At 38.9% G+C, this 18,178-nt stretch carries 20 protein-coding genes; 7 read left to right on the top strand and 13 right to left on the bottom strand.

Annotated elements, in window-relative coordinates; genetic code table 11:
• The 3 genes from AC13EX_RS00410 to AC13EX_RS00400 all read right to left on the bottom strand — a co-directional run.
• The coding region (locus AC13EX_RS00410) for an IS3 family transposase (protein WP_482891099.1) at nt 1-652 on the bottom strand (652 nt) is incomplete at its 3' end.
• Between the two features lie 2 nt (nt 653-654).
• Nucleotides 655-1,047 (bottom strand): hypothetical protein, encoded by a 393-nt coding sequence (locus AC13EX_RS00405; RefSeq protein WP_048640786.1) that lies wholly within the window; start codon nt 1,045-1,047, stop codon nt 655-657.
• A gap of 501 nt (nt 1,048-1,548) precedes the next feature.
• Entirely contained in the window at nt 1,549-2,121 is a 573-nt protein-coding gene (locus tag AC13EX_RS00400; protein WP_482891098.1) for a TlpA family protein disulfide reductase, read from the bottom strand.
• A 116-nt stretch (nt 2,122-2,237) separates the two neighbouring features.
• On the opposite strand from AC13EX_RS00400, the gene AC13EX_RS00395 reads away from it, so the two are divergent.
• Nucleotides 2,238-2,678: a hypothetical protein gene (locus AC13EX_RS00395; protein WP_482891097.1), complete on the top strand. Its 441-nt coding sequence runs from the start codon at nt 2,238-2,240 to the stop codon at nt 2,676-2,678.
• A 5-nt stretch (nt 2,679-2,683) separates the two neighbouring features.
• Here the strand turns inward: AC13EX_RS00395 and AC13EX_RS00390 are convergent, their stop codons facing one another.
• The 6 genes from AC13EX_RS00390 to lpdA all read right to left on the bottom strand — a co-directional run bounded on the left by AC13EX_RS00390 (nt 2,684) and on the right by lpdA (nt 8,515).
• Nucleotides 2,684-3,946, bottom strand: coding sequence for a replication-associated recombination protein A (locus tag AC13EX_RS00390; RefSeq protein WP_482891096.1), 1,263 nt, complete (start codon nt 3,944-3,946; stop codon nt 2,684-2,686).
• Between the two features lie 44 nt (nt 3,947-3,990).
• Nucleotides 3,991-5,025 (bottom strand): threonine aldolase family protein, encoded by a 1,035-nt coding sequence (locus tag AC13EX_RS00385; RefSeq protein WP_482891095.1) that lies wholly within the window; start codon nt 5,023-5,025, stop codon nt 3,991-3,993.
• Entirely contained in the window at nt 5,025-5,480 is a 456-nt protein-coding gene (locus AC13EX_RS00380; protein ID WP_048642730.1) for a DUF2721 domain-containing protein, read from the bottom strand. The genes AC13EX_RS00385 and AC13EX_RS00380 overlap by 1 nt, the downstream gene beginning before the upstream one ends.
• A 208-nt stretch (nt 5,481-5,688) precedes the next feature.
• Nucleotides 5,689-6,528, bottom strand: coding sequence for an anti-sigma factor (locus AC13EX_RS00375; protein WP_482891094.1), 840 nt, complete (start codon nt 6,526-6,528; stop codon nt 5,689-5,691).
• Nucleotides 6,528-7,061, bottom strand: coding sequence for an RNA polymerase sigma factor (locus tag AC13EX_RS00370; RefSeq protein WP_482891093.1), 534 nt, complete (start codon nt 7,059-7,061; stop codon nt 6,528-6,530). Before AC13EX_RS00370 ends, AC13EX_RS00375 begins: the two co-directional genes overlap by 1 nt.
• A gap of 56 nt (nt 7,062-7,117) precedes the next feature.
• Nucleotides 7,118-8,515 (bottom strand): dihydrolipoyl dehydrogenase, encoded by a 1,398-nt coding sequence (gene lpdA, locus AC13EX_RS00365; RefSeq protein ID WP_048642727.1) that lies wholly within the window; start codon nt 8,513-8,515, stop codon nt 7,118-7,120.
• A gap of 218 nt (nt 8,516-8,733) precedes the next feature.
• Here lpdA and fabG point away from each other — a divergent pair, with 218 nt between their 5' ends.
• From fabG to AC13EX_RS00350, 3 genes are all read left to right on the top strand, one after another.
• Complete coding sequence (gene fabG / locus AC13EX_RS00360; RefSeq protein ID WP_048642726.1) at nt 8,734-9,480, top strand: 3-oxoacyl-[acyl-carrier-protein] reductase; 747 nt, start codon at nt 8,734-8,736, stop codon at nt 9,478-9,480.
• 243 nt (nt 9,481-9,723) lie between these two features.
• Nucleotides 9,724-10,065, top strand: coding sequence for an iron chaperone (locus AC13EX_RS00355; protein ID WP_048642725.1), 342 nt, complete (start codon nt 9,724-9,726; stop codon nt 10,063-10,065).
• Between the two features lie 86 nt (nt 10,066-10,151).
• The gene (locus tag AC13EX_RS00350) at nt 10,152-10,985 is read left to right on the top strand and encodes a sulfurtransferase (RefSeq protein ID WP_339712097.1); all 834 of its coding nucleotides are present in this window, start codon (nt 10,152-10,154) and stop codon (nt 10,983-10,985) included.
• Nucleotides 10,986-11,091: 106 nt separating this feature from the next.
• Here AC13EX_RS00350 and AC13EX_RS00345 read toward each other — a convergent pair whose 3' ends face one another.
• Entirely contained in the window at nt 11,092-11,316 is a 225-nt protein-coding gene (locus AC13EX_RS00345; protein ID WP_482891091.1) for a hypothetical protein, read from the bottom strand.
• A gap of 209 nt (nt 11,317-11,525) precedes the next feature.
• Between AC13EX_RS00345 and AC13EX_RS00340 the strand changes: the two genes are divergently transcribed.
• From AC13EX_RS00340 to AC13EX_RS00330, 3 genes are all read left to right on the top strand, one after another.
• On the top strand, nt 11,526-13,073 hold the full coding sequence (locus tag AC13EX_RS00340) for an AbgT family transporter (RefSeq protein WP_482891089.1): 1,548 nt from the start codon (nt 11,526-11,528) through the stop codon (nt 13,071-13,073).
• Between the two features lie 67 nt (nt 13,074-13,140).
• Complete coding sequence (locus tag AC13EX_RS00335; RefSeq protein WP_482891088.1) at nt 13,141-13,935, top strand: serine hydrolase; 795 nt, start codon at nt 13,141-13,143, stop codon at nt 13,933-13,935.
• 72 nt (nt 13,936-14,007) lie between these two features.
• Nucleotides 14,008-14,331 (top strand): four-helix bundle copper-binding protein, encoded by a 324-nt coding sequence (locus tag AC13EX_RS00330; protein WP_482891087.1) that lies wholly within the window; start codon nt 14,008-14,010, stop codon nt 14,329-14,331.
• Between the two features lie 254 nt (nt 14,332-14,585).
• On the opposite strand, the gene AC13EX_RS00325 is transcribed toward AC13EX_RS00330, so the two are convergent.
• The 3 genes from AC13EX_RS00325 to rbsK all read right to left on the bottom strand — a co-directional run bounded on the left by AC13EX_RS00325 (nt 14,586) and on the right by rbsK (nt 17,670).
• Nucleotides 14,586-15,584 carry a GRP family sugar transporter gene (locus tag AC13EX_RS00325; RefSeq protein WP_482891085.1) on the bottom strand — a complete coding sequence of 333 codons (999 nt, stop codon included), beginning with the start codon at nt 15,582-15,584 and terminating at the stop codon, nt 14,586-14,588.
• 125 nt (nt 15,585-15,709) lie between these two features.
• Nucleotides 15,710-16,714: a nucleoside hydrolase gene (locus tag AC13EX_RS00320; RefSeq protein WP_482891084.1), complete on the bottom strand. Its 1,005-nt coding sequence runs from the start codon at nt 16,712-16,714 to the stop codon at nt 15,710-15,712.
• Between the two features lie 44 nt (nt 16,715-16,758).
• Entirely contained in the window at nt 16,759-17,670 is a 912-nt protein-coding gene (gene rbsK / locus AC13EX_RS00315) for a ribokinase (protein WP_482891083.1), read from the bottom strand.
• Nucleotides 17,671-18,178: the final 508 nt, after the last annotated feature.

Here is an 18,178-nt window from a genome sequence, read left to right as displayed (position 1 = left end):
TGGCATTTTCATGTGGTGAAGCGGGCTTCGTCATACTGATCCAAACTTTCTTCTTTTTCAATAGGTCGGTGTAATCATAACTGCAGTACTGTACCCCACGGTCCGAATGATGGACAAGGGAATAATGATTAATGTTTTCTTGAGACTGGAAAGCCACCTTCAGGGCTTCAAGTGCTGATTCAGCCTTCAGATCCAGAGAAAGATTCCAGCCCACTATTTTCTGGGAATAAGCATCCGTAATAAGATACAGATACATGACTTGCCCATTTAGTAAAAGGTAGGTAATATCGGAAACCCATAACTGGTTGGGCCTGTAGACAACCATGTTTTCTACTAGGTTATGGTACTTCCTAAGCCAATGATGGCTTTGGGTAGTGAAAAACCTCCTTTTTCTTTTGGTTACTAATAACCCGTTCACTCGAAGCAAATCAAACAGTTTATCCCTGCCTATCTTGATTTTCATTCGTGTTAGGTCTTTCTGAATCAGAGGGCTTAACTTTCTCAACCCCCATCTGGATGTTTTGGCCTTTTTTCTTATCTTTAAAACAAGACTCAAGACCACCTCTTCCTCAAATGCCCCGCGGTAAATATAATTTAAAGCTTTATAGTAGCCCTGCCTGCTCTTGCCAAACAATTCACAAAGTTGGGCCAAACTTACTTTTGGTTCTTCTTCTCTGAGTCTTTGAACTGTTTGGCACCAGACTTTTTTTCAAGATCTAGCCCATATTCTTCTTTGGCAATATCTACCATGATCTGGTATGCCCTGCCCTTCAAACGGCTAAGCTTCAGCTCTTCTTCAAGTTGCCTTATACGGGCTTTTAACTCACTGTTGGAATCCTCTTTTATTGCCATGTTTTTTAAAATCGGAAGAGGATCTTTAGGAAGTCTTCTTTCAAGACCAGCAAAAATCCTCATCCATTCCAAGATAGCGGATTTGCTTTTAATTCCATAAATATGCCTTGCTTGTTCTTTGCTTAAAGTACCTGAAAGTACTTCCATAACGATTTTTCTCCTTGCATCTTCGGAGAACTTTTGTAATTCACTCATTTTGTCCGATTATAGGTTTACAATTTTTAATTAAATTGTGTCAACCTATTTCAGTACACGACCGTATTAGGATTCGTGATAGCCTGTCCCGTGTTTACGGGAAGTATTGCAATCGCAAGAAAATCAGGCTGTTTAGAGATTTCAGCACGTAATAGATTGTCTATTGCATATTTCGGGTTTAAGTAGTATCAATCTGCAAATGCTATTTAAGGAAGGTCATTGCAATTAGAAGGATTAAGATTGTAAGCCGAAAGAACACAATTGTAGGTCAAAGGAACAGGGATGTAAGCTGAAGGAGCGCGATTGTAGGTCGAAGGAACTGAGATGTAAGCGGTAGGAATACAATTGCAGGTCGAAGGAACCAAGATGTAAGCGAAAGGAATTGAATTGTAAGGCGAAGGGATTTAAATATAAGTTGAAAGATTTAGTTTGTAATTTTTAAAAACCCTTTTGTTTCAAATTCTATTACGTCAGGTAAAGTTGAAAAAATAAAGCATTTGTTTATAAGCCCAATAGAAAATCTTGGAATTCCTGGGTGTTGAAATTACTCATCCCCTCCTGATAAAAAACAATCTTACCTTCAGGACTTACCACCAATGTGGTAGGGATTGCCTGACTTTGCAAAGAGGAATTTAATCCATAAGCAGCATGGACGATTGGAAAGGAATACTCCTTTTCTTTCACCAATTTTATACTCTTATTAAAATCATCATCCAAAGCAATCATCAAAAACACCAAATCTTCCTCCCCATTTACCTTGTCGTACAAATCAGATATATGAGGCATTTCAGCCCTACAAGGAGGACACCAAGTGGCCCAAAGATTAATAAAAAGGGTTTTGCCTTTGTATTGAGATAGCCCTACCCTGTCACCATTCGTGTCTACAAATTGCCCAGCATAATCAAAAGTCTGCATTTCCTTGTTCTCCAGGGTAACTTTAGGTTTTATCAGTCCTGTGGATAAAACCATTGATTGTACCCCTCCCATGATTGGGGTGATAAGGCCTGTGAAGTAAAGGACACCAAATATCCCCAACATTATCCCCCAACTTTTTATTTCTTTTCTCCAATTCATCTTTATCAATTTTATGTAAAAATAAGATCTGTTATTTTAGTAATTGGTGACAATTCTCACCTTTAAAATTACCGAAACAATTAGGACTTGCTTACCTTTGTACTAAAACGAACCCAATGAAAACAAAGTTATCGATTACCGCTATTTTTGCCATTTTATTAATGTTTAGTGCATACAAAGGAAATGCCCAAGTGCATGTTGGCGTCTATCACGAGGGTATTTTAAGCCATATAGGTGTAGGAACTGATCCAGAAAAGAAAATTTTCGGTGAAGCACGTGTACTTGCTGGAGGTGTCATAAACCCATTCATGGGAGTAGAAGCTTTGGGACATTATAATTTTCGCCAAACAGATTGGTATAACCTGCATGGTGGATTGATGTTGGGATACACAGAAATCACAGATGTGCAGGCTGGAATACCATTGGGCTTAAGTTTAAAACCTATAACCAACCACCGTCAGTTTTCTTTACTTTTAGAAGGAGGGCCTATATACGCTAATCACTTTAGTTTTAGAGCATTGATAGGAGTGCGCTATACCTTAAGCAAAGAATACTAATAGGTTTAATACCCGTATTTCTTTCCCCAGAGCTTTTGAAGATTTTTCCTCAAATCATTCTCTCTGGCATTGGCACCAGGATCATACAACTTGGTGCCTTTGATCTTGTCTGGAAGAAATTCCTGAAGGGCAAAATTATTTTCGTAATCGTGTGAATACTTGTACGCTTTCCCGTAGTTCAAGTCTTTCATCAGCTTGGTAGGGGCATTGCGCAGGTGAAGTGGGACAGGCAGGTCTCCTTCCTGTTTCACTATTGCCTGGGCTGTATTGATAGCCATATAACTTGCATTGCTTTTGGCTGAGGAAGCCAGGTAAGTAACACATTGGGACAAGATAATTCGGGATTCAGGATAGCCGATTACATTTACCGCCTGAAAGCAATTGGTTGCGAGCAAAAGTGCATTTGGGTTGGCATTGCCAATGTCCTCAGAAGCCAGGATTAGAAGCCGCCTGGCGATGAACTTCACGTCCTCTCCCCCTTCTATCATTCTGGCCAGCCAATAAACTGCGGCATTGGGATCAGATCCTCTGATAGATTTTATAAATGCTGAAATAATGTCATAATGCTGTTCTCCTGATTTGTCATAAAGAGCCACCTTCTGTTGAGCTACCTTCATGACCATGTCATTTTCGATCACTATTTCTTCCTCCTTAAAACTGTCTATGACAATTTCCAGCAGATTGAGCAGCTTCCTTCCATCCCCTCCGGAAATGCGGAGCAGGGCATCAGTTTCTTTGAGAACAACCTTTTTCTTCTTTAGAACAATGTCTTTTTCCAATGCCTGATGCATCATCCCCTCAAGTTCTTCCTTGCCCAATGGATTGAGTGTAAAAATCTGGCACCTTGAAAGCAAAGCAGCATTGACCTCAAAGGAAGGATTTTCTGTGGTAGCTCCAATTAGCCTGATCACTCCTTTTTCCACAGCTCCCAATAAAGCATCTTGCTGTGATTTATTGAATCTGTGGATTTCATCAATAAATAGTACTACCCCAAGCTGGTATTTGGCTTTTTGGATCACTTCCCTTATGTCCTTCACCCCCGAACTGACCGCACTAAGGGTATAAAAAGGGGCCTTTACCTCATTGGCGATGATATTGGCTATGGTCGTTTTCCCCACTCCTGGAGGACCCCATAAAATCAATGAAGGAATAGAACCTGATTTGATGGCCCTATGAAGGAATGTATTGGGTCCAGACAAATGTTCCTGCCCGATCAATTGATCCAATGCTGTTGGCCGCATTCTTTCTGCCAAAGGGGTCTGTTCCATAATGTTTATTTTCTAAATATTAGGTATAGTATTTATACACAAATTTATTTTTTCCAAAGCTTTAATCTGCCTTCAAAGGCATCTAAGTGCTTATCAGTGAAATCCATATGGGTAACCATCCTGATCTGATCTGTCCCGAATTTAACCGCCCAGATATTTCTTTCTGTAAATTCTTCTAAGAAGGATTCCGGGCTAATTTGTTCCAATTGTGCAATAACAATATTGGTGGAAACGGGAAGAATCTCTTTGATGAAAGGAGTCTCTTGCAAAATGGCAGCAATGGCCTTCGCTCTTTCATGATCATCCTCCAGCCTGAAGATGTTATGGTCCAAAGCATATATTCCTGCAGCCGCAAGCATGCCCGCCTGTCTCATGCCTCCGCCTAAAGCCTTCCTGATTTTTCTAGCCCTCTTTATGTCTGCTTGACTTCCCAAGAGCACAGAACCAACGGGACAACCCAATCCTTTACTCAAGCATACTGAAATGGTATCAAACATTTTACCCCATTCGAAAGGTCGTTCACCGGATTTAACAAGGGCATTAAATATCCTCGCTCCATCCAAATGAAGTTTCAGCCCTGTCTCTTTGCAAAGTTGTCGAATAGGTCTTATCTCCTCAAGTGTATACACACTTCCTCCACCCTTGTTCATGGTATTTTCCAAAGACACCAAAGTTGTTTCAGGCAAGTGATCATCATCAGGATTAATGACTTGTCGAATGGATTCAGCGTCAATTTTACCGAAATCCCCATCCAAGAGCTTTACAGAAGCTTGGCTATTGGACATAATGCCACCCCCTTCATAGAGGTATATATGGGAAGATTTATGACAAATTACCTCCGTTTGAGGCCTTGTATGCAATTTTATGGCTATCTGATTGGTCATGGTACCGGAAGGACAAAATAACCCCGCTTCCATACCAAAAAGTCCCGCCAACTTGTCTTCCAAAATATTTACTGTAGGATCCTCACCAAACACATCGTCACCCAAGCCAGCATTCAGCATGGTTTCCTTCATCGTTTGCGTTGGCAAGGTCAGGGTATCAGACCTAAGGTCCACCCTCAAATTATTGTCCTTCATCAATCCTTATTGTTTTTTTGATACATTTGCCCAAAACTTGTACGGGTTTTCTTATTCAGGAGATCTTCAATATCCGATAGTTCAATATTGAGTGCGTTGTTCGATATTTGAATCTCTGCCAGAGATATGCCCAAAGATATCAATAAGCAAAGCATGCTTGCCATAAACACCCAATTAGCGGCAGTATCAAAATCCTGATACAATAAAAACATACAAATAACACATAGAAAAAAACTTATAACCCCATAAGTTTGCATGTTTTTTATCATGGTTAACCTTTTCTTTAGGTTTTTGATTTGACCAATAATGACATCCTCTTCCATGCTGTCTTCCTTGTATTCTTTGTGAAGCCCTCTTATTAAGTTTGCCATAGCTAAAAACCTGTTGGTATAGGCCAGCATCAGTAATGTGATGGCAGAAAAAAGTAAAGCAGGTGTAGACAATGTTAGCTCCATATTTGTAATCTTTTAAAAGTTTAGCAAAATCAGTTTTTAGGTCTACCAAAACCAGACCAAAATCAGAAAATTCTTTTTGAATTCGGCTATGTTTTCTTAGATCTCTCAACTGATCCATAAACCTGCCCTTCACAAGCCTCAATTTAAACTAAAATAAAAACCCCGTCAAATCAATGACGGGGTCCGGTATATATTTTAGGTAAATATTCTAGGAAACTTCTCCTAAGACCACCAGTTTCTCGAGTGTAGGACTCTCACTTCCTCCTTTAGGCTCTATCGTGATGGCAAAAGCTTGTGCACCTGAAGCGGTGTTCATGGTTTGCAAATCAATTCTTCTACCAGGATTAATCAGGCCAATACCAATTGGTCCATCCTCTCCAATTGCCCAGAGTTGATAATCGTTTTCTTCATCTAGTGCTGCCAATTGGTTTACAGAAATTAGCACTTCTTTGCTTTCTTTATCCCAGAAAACATCTACCAAGGCATCTTCTTGCATAGGAAAACCCTCACCTTTCATAGGTATTTTCTCGAAATTCCCTGTGATGAATTTCTCCATTCCAGTATCTAACGATTTCAATTTTACCTGATTGGCATTTACTTCTTCAGCGAGCACACCATTTTGCTGTAATGATATTGCCAACCTTTCTTCAGCATCTGAATACTGATTGGCGTAATATATGGCTACAGATACAGATACAATGGCTACTACCGAGGCGGCAACAGCGAATGTTTTCCATGGATTGCTATGTATCACTTCTTTTTCAATTCTCACTTCTTTCTGCAAAGGTTTTGCAGGTATATCTGTAGCGCTATGCTTTTTGTTCTCAGCTTCCAGGGTTTCAAAAATTTTATTTTTAATTCCACTGGATGGACTGATACCTGAAACTTCATCTATAGCAAGCATTGCTTCTTCAATTGCAGTTATCTCCTGTTCAATTTCAGGGTACTTCTTTGCCATTGCAAGAACCTCTTGTTGTTCTGTCTCATTAAGATCTCCCAATACGAAGAGCTCCAATTTACCGGACGATATGTAGTCTTGGATATCCACTAGATTTTATCAGCTTTCAGTTTCAATACTTTGATGGCAGACCTTATCCTGGATTTCACAGTACCCAAAGGCAAGGAATACTCTTCCGCTACCTCTGTATGGGTATACCCTTTAAAGTAGATACATTCCATCACGAATCTTTGTTCGTCATTCAGGTTATCCATCAATTCTTTGACACCGATTCCGTCAACAGCAGCTGCTGTGCCGGCATCGTTCTCCATACCATATACGTAAGCATCTATCGTATTGGTCTTACTCTTCTTTGAAAATTCTTTCGAGCGGGTTTTATCTATAGCAGAATTCCTACAAATATTGGCCATCCAGGTATAGATTCGACCTTTGCTTTCATCATAATTATCTATCTTATTGACAATTTTTATGAAAGCATCATGAAAGACTTCTTCGGCTATGTCCCGATCAAAAATGATCCGAGAAATTACACCAAACAAAGCTTTGGAGTATTTATCATACAAATACTCCTGAACTTTGCTGTCTCTGGCTCTTAGCCCATATACTAATGCTTGTTCTTCCAAAAAGATTGTTGGTCAATATTTGACTACTACAAATTTTTATTTAACCTAGCTGAAATTTATAAATGTATCACCTCACCATAGGCTGCTGCAGCAGCTTCCATTACCGCCTCAGACATGGTAGGATGTGGGTGTACCGTTTTTATAATTTCGTGTCCGGTAGTTTCAAGTTTTCTTATAGCTACAATTTCAGCTATCAGCTCTGTTACATTATAACCGATCATGTGTGCTCCGAGTAGTTCACCATATTTCGCGTCGAATATAAGTTTCACAAAACCATCTTTGGCTCCAGCTGCAGAAGCTTTACCAGAGGCAGAGAAAGGAAACTTACCGACTTTAATTTCATATCCAGCTTCCTTGGCTTTGGCTTCAGTAAAACCAACAGAAGAGATTTCAGGAAGACAATAAGTACATCCTGGAATATTGCCATAATCAAGTGGTTCAGGGTTCTGTCCTGCAATGTTCTCCACACAGATGATCCCTTCAGCGGAGGCTACGTGAGCCAAAGCAGGTCCAGGAACAACATCCCCTATTGCATAATAACCCGGCATATTGGTTTTGTAAAATTCATCTACTTTAACTTTACCTCTATCCACCAATACTCCAACATCTTCAAGTCCACAGTTTTCCACATTAGACACAACGCCTACAGCGGAAAGTACTATATCGCAATCAATGTTTTCCTCACCACCCTTTGTCTTAACGGTGACTTTACAACCTTTTCCTTTGGTATCAACATTGGTCACCTCGGCACTGGTCATCACTTTGATGCCTTTTTTCTTGTATATTTTTTCTAGTGTCTTGGACACCTCTTCATCTTCATTGGGAACAATCCTGTCTAGGAATTCGACGATAGTCACTTCCACACCAATAGAACTGTAGACATAGGCAAATTCAACGCCTATAGCTCCGGAACCTACAACCACCATTTTCTTTGGAAGTTTATCCAAAGTCATGGCTTTGCGGTAACCAACAATTTTTTCATTGTCAATTTTTAAAGCAGGAAGCTCTTTAGATCTTCCACCAGTGGCGATTATGATATGGTCGGCACTGTATTCTGTTTTGTTGCCATCCTTGTCTTCTACCTCTACTTTTTTGCCGGGTTTGATTTTTCCCCAGCCCATCAATTTTTCAATTTTGTTTTTCTTTAACAAAAATTGAACGCCTTTGCTCATTCCACCGGCCACATCCCGGCTACGCTTGATCATGTCGTCAAAATTCACGCTCGCTTTTTCTACGGAAATACCATAATCGTCTGCGTGATTAATGTATTCAAATACTTGAGCGCTTTTTATCAAAGCTTTGGTAGGTATACAACCCCAATTAAGACAAATCCCACCTAGATCTTCTGCTTCTACTACGGCAGTCTTTAATCCTAATTGAGAAGCTCTAATTGCTGCTACATAACCTCCTGGACCACTGCCCAGAACAATGACATCGAATTTTGTTGAAGACATATTTTTAACTTTTGATTACTATTTTGCTATGCAAATTTATAATAATTAAGTTCAGAAAAAAATTTGGTTTTACATATAAAAGTTAATATAATTCCAATTTTTCCTAAGTCTGAGCACCGTTACTCAAAATGTGTGAGGAATGAATAAACTATTGGGTAGCCAATTTTTTATAATAAATAGCTATTTTTGAATTCAATCAAACAATAAAAACATTGACTATGGGATTACTTACAGGTAAAAAAGCCTTGGTAACAGGCGCTTCCAAAGGAATTGGCAGGTCCATTGCTATACGTTATGCTCAGGAAGGTGCTGATGTGGCCTTTACTTATTTGTCAAGTGTAGAAAAAGGAGAAGCACTTGAAAAAGAATTGGAAGCTTTCGGTATAAAAGCTAAAGGTTTTCGCTCCGATGCTTCAGATTTCGCAGCTGCTGATAAATTAATTGGCGATGTAGTGACATTTTTAGGTGGAATAGACATTCTTGTAAATAATGCCGGAATTACCCGAGATAACTTACTAATGAGAATGTCGGAAGAAAACTGGGATGAAGTAATCAATATTAACCTCAAATCCTGTTTTAATACCGTCAAAGCAGTAACTCGAACCATGATGAAGGCCAAAGCCGGTTCTATCATCAATATTACTTCCGTAGTAGGAGTTAGAGGAAATGCCGGACAATCCAATTATGCAGCTTCTAAAGCAGGAATTATTGGTTTCACCAAGTCTGTTGCATTGGAACTTGGTTCAAGAAATATCCGTAGCAATGCCATCGCTCCAGGATTTATCGAAACTGAGATGACCGCCGTTTTGGATGAAAAAACTGTTCAGGGATGGAGAGATGCCATTCCTATGAAAAGAGGTGGAAAACCCGAAGAAGTGGCTGATGCCTGTGTATTTCTAGGTTCAGACATGAGTACTTATATCTCTGGCCAAACACTTGAGGTAAATGGTGCCATGAACACCTAATTCAATCAAAATAATTTATAGCTTTTATGGCCCAAGGTAATCACCTTGGGCTTTTTGTTTCAGGCTTTATGCTTTTCTTTTCTAATTAATGGGATAATCTTTATATTTATTGGCATACCGAAAAAGTGAAAAAACAACTTCAATGTGATGACCATCAACCAACCTAAAGGTTTTATGGAAAACAAGACCAACTTATCAAACAATAAATTTTGAACAAGGTATAAAAAATAGAGGATATAAAGCATGGATGATTATATCGCGAAATTCCCAATGGATGTAAGTGAGAAATTACAGCATTTGAGAGCCATCATTAAAAAGAATTGCCCCTTGGAAGCAGAGGAATGCATCAATTATAAAATGCCAACCTTTAAGCTCCATGGTAATCTTGTTCACTTTGCTGCCTACAAAAACCACATCGGTTTTTATCCTAGCCCCTCTGCAATCGAAGCTTTTAAAGGTCAGTTAACAAATTACACCTATTCGAAAGGTGCCATTCAATTTCCACTAGACAAGCCATTACCTTTAGAACTAATTGCAGAAATTGTTCGGTTTAGGGTGAAAGAAAACCTGGTAAAGAAAAAATAGAACCCCAAAATCTCTCTTGTCCTCTCAACTTCCTAAAACAATCTAATATCATTGCCTTTAAAAAATTTACAATAAAATTAAACAGCATGATCAATCCTTTAATCAAACCCGAAGCTTTACACCAATTGGCCAAGACACAGAATTTGGTTTTAATAGATGCCCAATTTAGTTATTCAAATTATGAAAAAGAACACCTTGATGGAGCGATACATGTCAATTTAAACAAAGACTTATCCAATGTAGGCGAGAATCCTGCTCAAGGAGGAAGGCATCCCTTACCTTCTGCATCGGCTTTTGGGGATACACTTGGTAAATTAGGAATAAGCCCGGAAAGCCATGTAATCGTGTATGATGATAAATCTGCGGCCATGTCTGCTGCCCGATTTTGGTGGATGCTCAAAGCTATTGGCCATAAAAAAGTTCAGGTTTTGAATGGAGGCTTTCAGGCTGCCAAAATTCATGGATTTCCTGTAAATGATAAAATCCCTAACCCTCAACCCTTATCAGCTTACCTAACACAAACATGGCAGTTGCCAATGGCCGAACTGGAGGAAGTATCAACAGCTTCAGAAAAAGCTGGTCAGATAATTATCGATGTTAGAGAGGCCGAAAGATTCTTAGGAATAAAAGAACCTATAGATTTAATCGCAGGACATATTCCAGGAGCAATTAATTTACCTTTTTCAGAAAATCTTGATGAAAATGGATTCTTTTTACCTAAAGAAACTTTAAAGGAAAAATACCTAAAAGCATTTAATGGTAAAACCTCAAACGATATTATTGTTCACTGTGGATCTGGAGTGACGGCCTGCCATACCCTTCTTGCCATTGCGCATGCTGGATTGAATAGCCCTAAGTTATATGTAGGCTCTTGGAGTGAATGGTCAAGAAATGATTTACCCATAGCCCCCGAAAGGTAAGCTATGGATAAAATCAAAGACAATAGTTAGCCAAAATTTGTTGGTTTTGAATTCTATATCATCAGGTAAAAACCCATCACTTTTCATTCCTTGATAATACATGAGTTCATTCGTATTGAGGTTCTGCATTGTACTTGTCCAATTGAGTGAAAACTTTTAAAAACCCGTCAAACACTACTTCCTTTGCTTCAGCGCTTTTAGATCTAAACCGAAGTGATTTGTTCAAAGCGTACGGAAAGGTCAATTGGAAAAGTTCTTCCTGAGCTTTCCGTTCTCCTTTCCTGCATTTGAAAATAAGTATCTTAAGCTCTGGTGATACAAGAAAATTCATAATATACACTGTGCCTTCAATCACGTGATGTTATTTCCTTTCTGAGAAGTTGTAGCGCCTCATATAGTTGTGAAAAACAAACTATTGAAATTCTCCTATTTGATTAAATGATTGACTTTCAAGTAAAAGGAATTTAAAATCGATACTAATTCGGTTACTCCTCATCATTTTTCGATTTCTTTCTTATTTTTGAGGATAACCAAACCCAAATGGAAAAAATAAGTACAAAAAAAGGTTTACTTGATAGATTTTTAAACGCCATTGAAAAAGCAGGCAATAAACTTCCTGACCCTGCTGTTTTATTTTTAGGATTAATGTTGTTGACATGGTTGTTTTCGGCCTTGTTGGCTCCTATTGATTTTGGAGAATTTGACCCCAGGACAGGGGAGAAATTGTTTATCCAAAACTTGCTCACAGGAGAGCGATTGGCAGATTTCCTGTCCCGAATGATCAGTATTTTTATCAATTTCCCTCCTTTGGGTGTGGTATTACTCGCCATGCTTGGAGTGGGGGTTGCGGAGTATTCAGGATATATCAATGCAGGATTAAAATACCTGTTGAGTTTCACACCTCAAGCTTTGCTTACCCCTATTCTAATATTAGTGGCCATTGTGAGCCATACCGCTGCTGATGCGGGATATGTACTGGTAATCCCTTTAGGAGGAATTATATTTTATGCTGCCGGCCGGCATCCTTTGGCTGGTATTGCCGCAACTTTTGCAGGGGTATCGGGAGGCTTCAGTGCCAATTTCATTCCTTCTGCTATTGATCCCTTGCTTCAAAGTTTCACACAGTCTGCCGCACAAATTATTGATCCATCTATAACTTTAAACCCTTTAAACAATATCATTTTTACTGGTATTTCAAGTATTGTGGTGATAGCTGTAGGATGGTATTTGACAGATAAAATCATAGAGCCTCGGTTAAATCGAACCAACCCGGTAGACAAAGACCTATCTGACATACCTAAAATGGAGGATTTGAAACCAATTGAAAAGCGTGCCTTTAAGATCGCAAGCTCGGTAATGCTCTTGGGACTTATTGGTCTTTTTTTCTGGGCCTCACCAGTAGATTCCAGCCTGAGAAGTGAAAATGGAGAAATCACCTCTTTTGCGGCACCATTGATGCGCTCCATAGTGCCTCTGATTTTTTTAATCTTTTGGATTCCAGGAATTATTTTCGGATTCATTTCAAAAAGCTATAAGTCTTCGACTGATGTTATTGCTTCGATGAGCAAGTCAATGGGAAGCATGGCTCACTATATAGTTATGGCCTTTTTCTGTGCCTTGTTTATTGATGCCTTTGCCCAATCAAACATTGGAGCCATGACTGCCTTAAAGGGTGCTGCTTTTCTCCAAAGCTTACAATTACCCTCACAGGTAACCGTAGTAGGAATTATTTTTCTCAGTGCTTTTGTCAATCTACTGGTAGGTTCGGCATCCGCAAAGTGGGCATTAATAAGCCCTGTATTTGTTCCCATGCTTATGCAATTGGGTATTTCTCCTGATCTTACTCAAGCAGCTTATAGAATAGGAGATTCTGTCTCCAATATTATAACACCATTACTTCCCTACTTTCCTTTGGTTGTGATTTTCTGCCAGAAGTATGTAAAAAAAACAGGAATAGGTACACTTGTTTCTATTATGTTGCCCTATTCTATTTACTTATTGGTTATATGGACAGCATTTTTTTTAATTTACTGGAGCCTGGGCATTCCATTGGGATTGCAATCCACCTATGAATATCCAGCAATGTAATTAAATAATCATGCAGCGATTTAATTATTGTTTTTCCTTTTTAGTACTAACAAGCCTTTTACTAGGTATGAGTGCCCAGTCAGTTTCAGGACAACAATTGCTAAAGGAATACCTAGCAAGCTTAGATAGTACAATTGAATTGTCTTGTATTATTCAGGATAAGGAAGGAAAAGTTCTTTCCAAGTTGAATGCCGATAAAAAAATACCTTCCGCCAGTATTATTAAAATCCCATTGCTGATTTACTTGATGCAAAATGTTGAAGAAGGAAAAGTCAAACTTAGCGACAGCTACCAACTGAAAGAAGCAGACAAAGTGGGTGGTTCCGGGGAATTACAATATAAACCAACTGCTTTCCCTGCAACGTATGAATATCTGGCCAAGGAAATGATCCGAGTAAGTGACAATACGGCCACCAATATCCTCATTAGGAAATTAGGACTAACGCAATTTCAAGAATGGTTAAAGGTAAATGATTATAAAACCACTCAATTGAACAGGTACATGATGGATTTTGATGCCATTGCTAAAGGGTATCAGAATTATACTAGTCCAGGAGAAATGAACAAGCTTCTTCTCGACCTATATAATGAAAATTTGCTTAATAAATCCTCCACCTTACAAGTCATTGAATGGTTGAAAAATTGTGAGGACAACAGTGCAATACCTCATTTGCTGCCAAAGGGAATAGCCATAGCTCATAAAACAGGTACCCTGGAATATGTTCGTGGAGATGCTGGGATTTTGTATGGGGAAAAAACTATCGTATTGACTGTAATGGTAGAACACTTTTCCAATGTCGCAAATGCGGATAAAATCATTGCAGAAATAGGTAGGCTAGCTTACCAGGAATTTGCCCAATGAAGGGGAATTATTGTTTTTGAGGCACATTTTTTGTAAAAACATGGGTAGAACATTAAACCAAACTATATAACCATGAAAAACGAAGCCTTAATTAAAACCTTAAATACCTGTGCAGATACATGTAATCATTGTGCAGATGCTTGTCTTGATGAAGACAATATCGGTCACATGATTGACTGTATCCGAACAGATCGGGTTTGTGCCGAGGTTTGTTCCTCCACTGCTAAAATTTTATCCATGTCCTATGGTCCAATTGATGAGCTATTGAGGTTTTGCGTCAGCGTTTGTACGAGATGTGCAGAAGAATGTAGTCAGCATGACCATGTACACTGCCAGGAATGTGCGAGAGCATGTACAGCTTGCAAGGAAGCCTGTCAAAATATATTAACGGGTTGAGTTCTGTTATACCAGAAATAATAATACCCTAACCAAGTTATATTTTCTTGATTAGGGTATTACGTTCAATCCGCAAACCTTCCAGATTTTATTGATAATCAACCTGATGGTAAAATTAGGGGAGTGAAACCAAGAAGGTTTCATCTTTATAAAACCCAACTGATTAAAGAAATAGGCTGTGGATTTCAAGTATTAACTGATCTATATGTTTTTACTTTTGTCAGGAATTATCTTTCTAACCCATATACCAAGACTTATATTCCGGCATAAATAATAATAATGATGCCCACTATAAAACAGGCAAACATACTTTTAAGCATGGTTTGGGTACTTGTTGAAGCGCCTTTAAATTCTCTCCATACAAACACACCCCAAAATGCAGCTACCATGGTAGCCCCCTGACCTAGGCCATAAGAGATGGCAGGTCCAGCTTGTTCAGAGGCGATAATACTAAACGCCATACCTATGCACCAAATGGCTCCTCCGAGAACACCAACTAGGTGAACCTTAAAGTTTCCAGCAAAATAATCTTTATAAGAAACGGGATCTCCAACAACAGGCTTTTTCATAAGGATGGTATTGAAAAGGAAATTACTAAGTAAAATCCCTAAAGCAAAAACAAACACCGCACTATAAGGAGTGAATTTTCCTAGGTCAGGGGATTTAAAGTTCAACGACATAGACTGCTGAACAAGGAAATAGAAAAAGGACATCAAAACTCCTCCTATCAAAGCCAACTTTATACCCTTGGAAACATTTTTAGCTTTGTCTTTGCTATTATTTTTGTAAGCTTTCGCATCCAATACAATTGCTACCGTCACCAGAGTAACGCCTACAAATAACAAGAGTGGATCTCCCTTTTGCTCGGAAATAAAATTGATCAGCACCCCCAAAACCAAAGCCAGACCTATGCCCACTGGAAAAGCCACCGCCATGCCGGAAACAGAAATGGCTGCTACGATTAAAATATTGGCCAAGTTAAAAACCACCCCTCCAGCCAAAGCATTCCAATAGCTAGAAAGCTCGGCCTGGCTTAAGTCTTCGAGAAATGGCCTTCCCCCTTCACCAATACTTCCAAGGGTCAAACCAAAAACCAAAGAAAGCAAAACTATTCCCAACACATAATCCCAATAAAACAACTCAAATCTCCAATTTCCTTCGGCCAATTTCTGCGTATTGGCCCAAGAACCCCAACACAACATGGTAATAAAACAAAAGAAAACAGCAAGGGGGTAATCGTTAATTATATACATCAGGTAAATGTTTGGGTTTATTTAATTTTTTTTTTGATCATGTCAACTCAAATTCAGGCTAAAATTATCACATTTCTTAACCGAAATTGAGTCGACTAGGGTAATCTTATACCGTTTATTAAGCATCAAGGAGTAACAAGCACATAGTTTTCCATTCTGTCAAAAAAGTCTCCCATTATGGCTTCCTTGTTAAAGTTTTCCCAGATAAACACCTTCCTAGGGTTATCAGGTCTTTCTTGCCATTCTCCATCTACCAATATTGGAGCAGGGATTTCTTTCTTCTCAGCCCATGAAGGAACTTTTATAATTGCGATTGCTGCCATGTCATACAAGGGTCTTGTTCCTGCCTCATCATAGGTTTGGATATTGTTATACAGACTTACAGAATAATCTCCAAATCGATCAAATGAATCTCCATGTCTACCGATCACTGTTTTGTTCGCTAAAGGACCTTTACCTGGCATTATGCTATTAATTTCAGCCCTATTGGAAGACACTGCAGCTGTACCTGTTTCCTTCCCTCCTCTTACCAAGACAATTTCAAAAGGCACATCAGTATTCAGAATATAATTCATCGATTCCTCGTCATTGTCCTGATTGTATTCTCCAGCATATGGATAATTAGAACCCAACCACACAATCCTCACTTTGCTGGCTATGGATGGGTCCTTCTCTAAAGCAAGGGCAATATTGGTTAATTTACCTACGGGAAGAAGAATCAATTTCTCATCCGCCTCTTTATGTGCTTGTTCAATAATGAAGTCTACTGCTTCAGCACCATCAAAATCAGGTTGGTCCAAATTTGGTCTGATCTCCTCAAAAGATGCATCTGCACCCTTGTAAAGCGGCATGGACTCATATACATTGCAAAGATCCATTACCCTTCTGGCTTCCTTGTAATGACCTTCAATATTTCCCCCACTTCTGGTGGTGTTAACTGTTATTCCTACTACGTCGAAGACATCGCCATTAAAGAATAAATAGGCCATTGCATGTTGATCGTCCAATTCATTATTGGCATCAGAATCCAATAAGACCCGGTGCTTTCCTGAATTCGTTTGTTTATGGCAACTGCTAGTCAGGATTGTAATGCCCATTACTAATAATAAGGCGAATAAAAGGTTTTTCATTTGGTGTATATCTTGAATAACTATTATAAATACGATATGGGAAATTATCCCTGAATATCTTTTAAAAACGGAATGGAAGCCTGAGCCCCATGTTTGGTCACTGACAAGGCGGCTGCTTTATTGGCAAAAGACACTGCATCAACCCAACCCATGCCTTTGGATAGGGCGGAAGCCAAAGCTCCATTAAAAGTATCACCGGCAGCAGTGGAATCCACCGCCTCTACTTCCGTAGTGGCCAAAGTTCCTGAGAAGTCTGGGGTCGATAGAAAAGCTCCGGCAGCACCTAAAGTAATGATAACAACTCTCACTCCTTTGTTATGAAAAAAATCAGCAGCATGCTGAGCACTTTCTTCACCGGTTATTTTAATCCCTGTTAAATACCGCGTTTCGGTTTCATTGGGGGTAATGGCATAAATATTCGCATACAGTTCATTAGACAGCTTTTTGGCTGGAGCGGGGTTTAAAATAACTTTTTTACCCAGAGATGTGGCTTTTTTCGCTACATACAAAACCGAGCCCAAAGGAATTTCTAACTGTAATAGCACAACTTCTGAGGCATTAATCAAATCTGCATTTTTATTGATTTGCTTAGTGTTTAATGCTAAATTGGCTCCACCTGCAACCACGATGGTATTTTCTCCTGACTTGTCCACTACTATTTGAGCAACACCTGAGGGCAGTTTATTATCTAGTACAACACCGTCCACATTGAGCCCTTCTTTTTTGAAGTTAACAATGGTTTGATTGCCAAAAAGATCATTTCCAAGTCTGGCAATGATCGCTACATGCCCACCAAGCCTGGCTGCTGCAACTGCCTGATTGGCACCTTTCCCTCCTGCATTTAAAAGAAAATTATTACCCAGTAATGTCTGACCTGGTAAAGGAAATTTATCAACCCCTATAACCATATCTGTATTGGCACTACCTACAACGAGGATTTTCTGATCCTGATCCATGTCTTTTTTAACTTTTCTGTCTTAAATCTAATGACAATAACTTAAAAATTGCACAGAAACATAAGTAAACGGAAAAAAATCATTTTAAAATATCTTATTTTAGAGAAAACAAGAAATTACTTAAGACCACGATTATTTCAATAAAAAAATTCTTTAGACTTTTAATTTAAATCCAAATGACTGCCCAGTCCTCATCACCTTAAAACAAACTCCTAGGTAATTCTGGAAGAAAGAATTCTCGTTCTACTAGTAGTAATTTAGCTAGAAAAACAGACACCCTCCATTTAAAACAGAGGTTGTCATTAAACCCGAAATATGCAATAGACAATCTATTACGTGCTGAAATCGCTTTAAAACACCCAATCGTTGCTGTTTTCAATTTCACCATAGCGGTGTTATGCTAAAATCTCCAAACAGCCTGATTTTCTTGCGATTGATACACTCATCACGAATCCTATTACATAATCCGGGTTAAAAAAATCATGCAGTCAAATTCGCAAACATGGAC

It is taken from the genome of Cyclobacterium sp. L-R (assembly GCF_056859355.1).
Note: the sequence above shows the minus strand (reverse complement) of the source record. Positions and strands in the feature narration are given on the sequence as shown.

What these genes read in the sequence shown, in the direction of transcription:
- AC13EX_RS00405 (WP_048640786.1), bottom strand. Translation starts at nt 1,047, where the DNA reads ATGAGTGAATTACAAAAGTTCTCCGAAGATGCAAGGAGAAAAATCGTT.
- AC13EX_RS00400 (WP_482891098.1), bottom strand. Translation starts at nt 2,121, where the DNA reads ATGAATTGGAGAAAAGAAATAAAAAGTTGGGGGATAATGTTGGGGATA.
- AC13EX_RS00395 (WP_482891097.1), top strand. Translation starts at nt 2,238, where the DNA reads ATGAAAACAAAGTTATCGATTACCGCTATTTTTGCCATTTTATTAATG.
- AC13EX_RS00390 (WP_482891096.1), bottom strand. Translation starts at nt 3,946, where the DNA reads ATGGAACAGACCCCTTTGGCAGAAAGAATGCGGCCAACAGCATTGGAT.
- AC13EX_RS00385 (WP_482891095.1), bottom strand. Translation starts at nt 5,025, where the DNA reads ATGAAGGACAATAATTTGAGGGTGGACCTTAGGTCTGATACCCTGACC.
- AC13EX_RS00380 (WP_048642730.1), bottom strand. Translation starts at nt 5,480, where the DNA reads ATGGAGCTAACATTGTCTACACCTGCTTTACTTTTTTCTGCCATCACA.
- lpdA (WP_048642727.1), bottom strand. Translation starts at nt 8,515, where the DNA reads ATGTCTTCAACAAAATTCGATGTCATTGTTCTGGGCAGTGGTCCAGGA.
- fabG (WP_048642726.1), top strand. Translation starts at nt 8,734, where the DNA reads ATGGGATTACTTACAGGTAAAAAAGCCTTGGTAACAGGCGCTTCCAAA.
- AC13EX_RS00355 (WP_048642725.1), top strand. Translation starts at nt 9,724, where the DNA reads ATGGATGATTATATCGCGAAATTCCCAATGGATGTAAGTGAGAAATTA.
- AC13EX_RS00350 (WP_339712097.1), top strand. Translation starts at nt 10,152, where the DNA reads ATGATCAATCCTTTAATCAAACCCGAAGCTTTACACCAATTGGCCAAG.
- AC13EX_RS00345 (WP_482891091.1), bottom strand. Translation starts at nt 11,316, where the DNA reads ATGAATTTTCTTGTATCACCAGAGCTTAAGATACTTATTTTCAAATGC.
- AC13EX_RS00340 (WP_482891089.1), top strand. Translation starts at nt 11,526, where the DNA reads ATGGAAAAAATAAGTACAAAAAAAGGTTTACTTGATAGATTTTTAAAC.
- AC13EX_RS00335 (WP_482891088.1), top strand. Translation starts at nt 13,141, where the DNA reads ATGAGTGCCCAGTCAGTTTCAGGACAACAATTGCTAAAGGAATACCTA.
- AC13EX_RS00330 (WP_482891087.1), top strand. Translation starts at nt 14,008, where the DNA reads ATGAAAAACGAAGCCTTAATTAAAACCTTAAATACCTGTGCAGATACA.
- AC13EX_RS00325 (WP_482891085.1), bottom strand. Translation starts at nt 15,584, where the DNA reads ATGTATATAATTAACGATTACCCCCTTGCTGTTTTCTTTTGTTTTATT.
- AC13EX_RS00320 (WP_482891084.1), bottom strand. Translation starts at nt 16,714, where the DNA reads ATGAAAAACCTTTTATTCGCCTTATTATTAGTAATGGGCATTACAATC.
- rbsK (WP_482891083.1), bottom strand. Translation starts at nt 17,670, where the DNA reads ATGGATCAGGATCAGAAAATCCTCGTTGTAGGTAGTGCCAATACAGAT.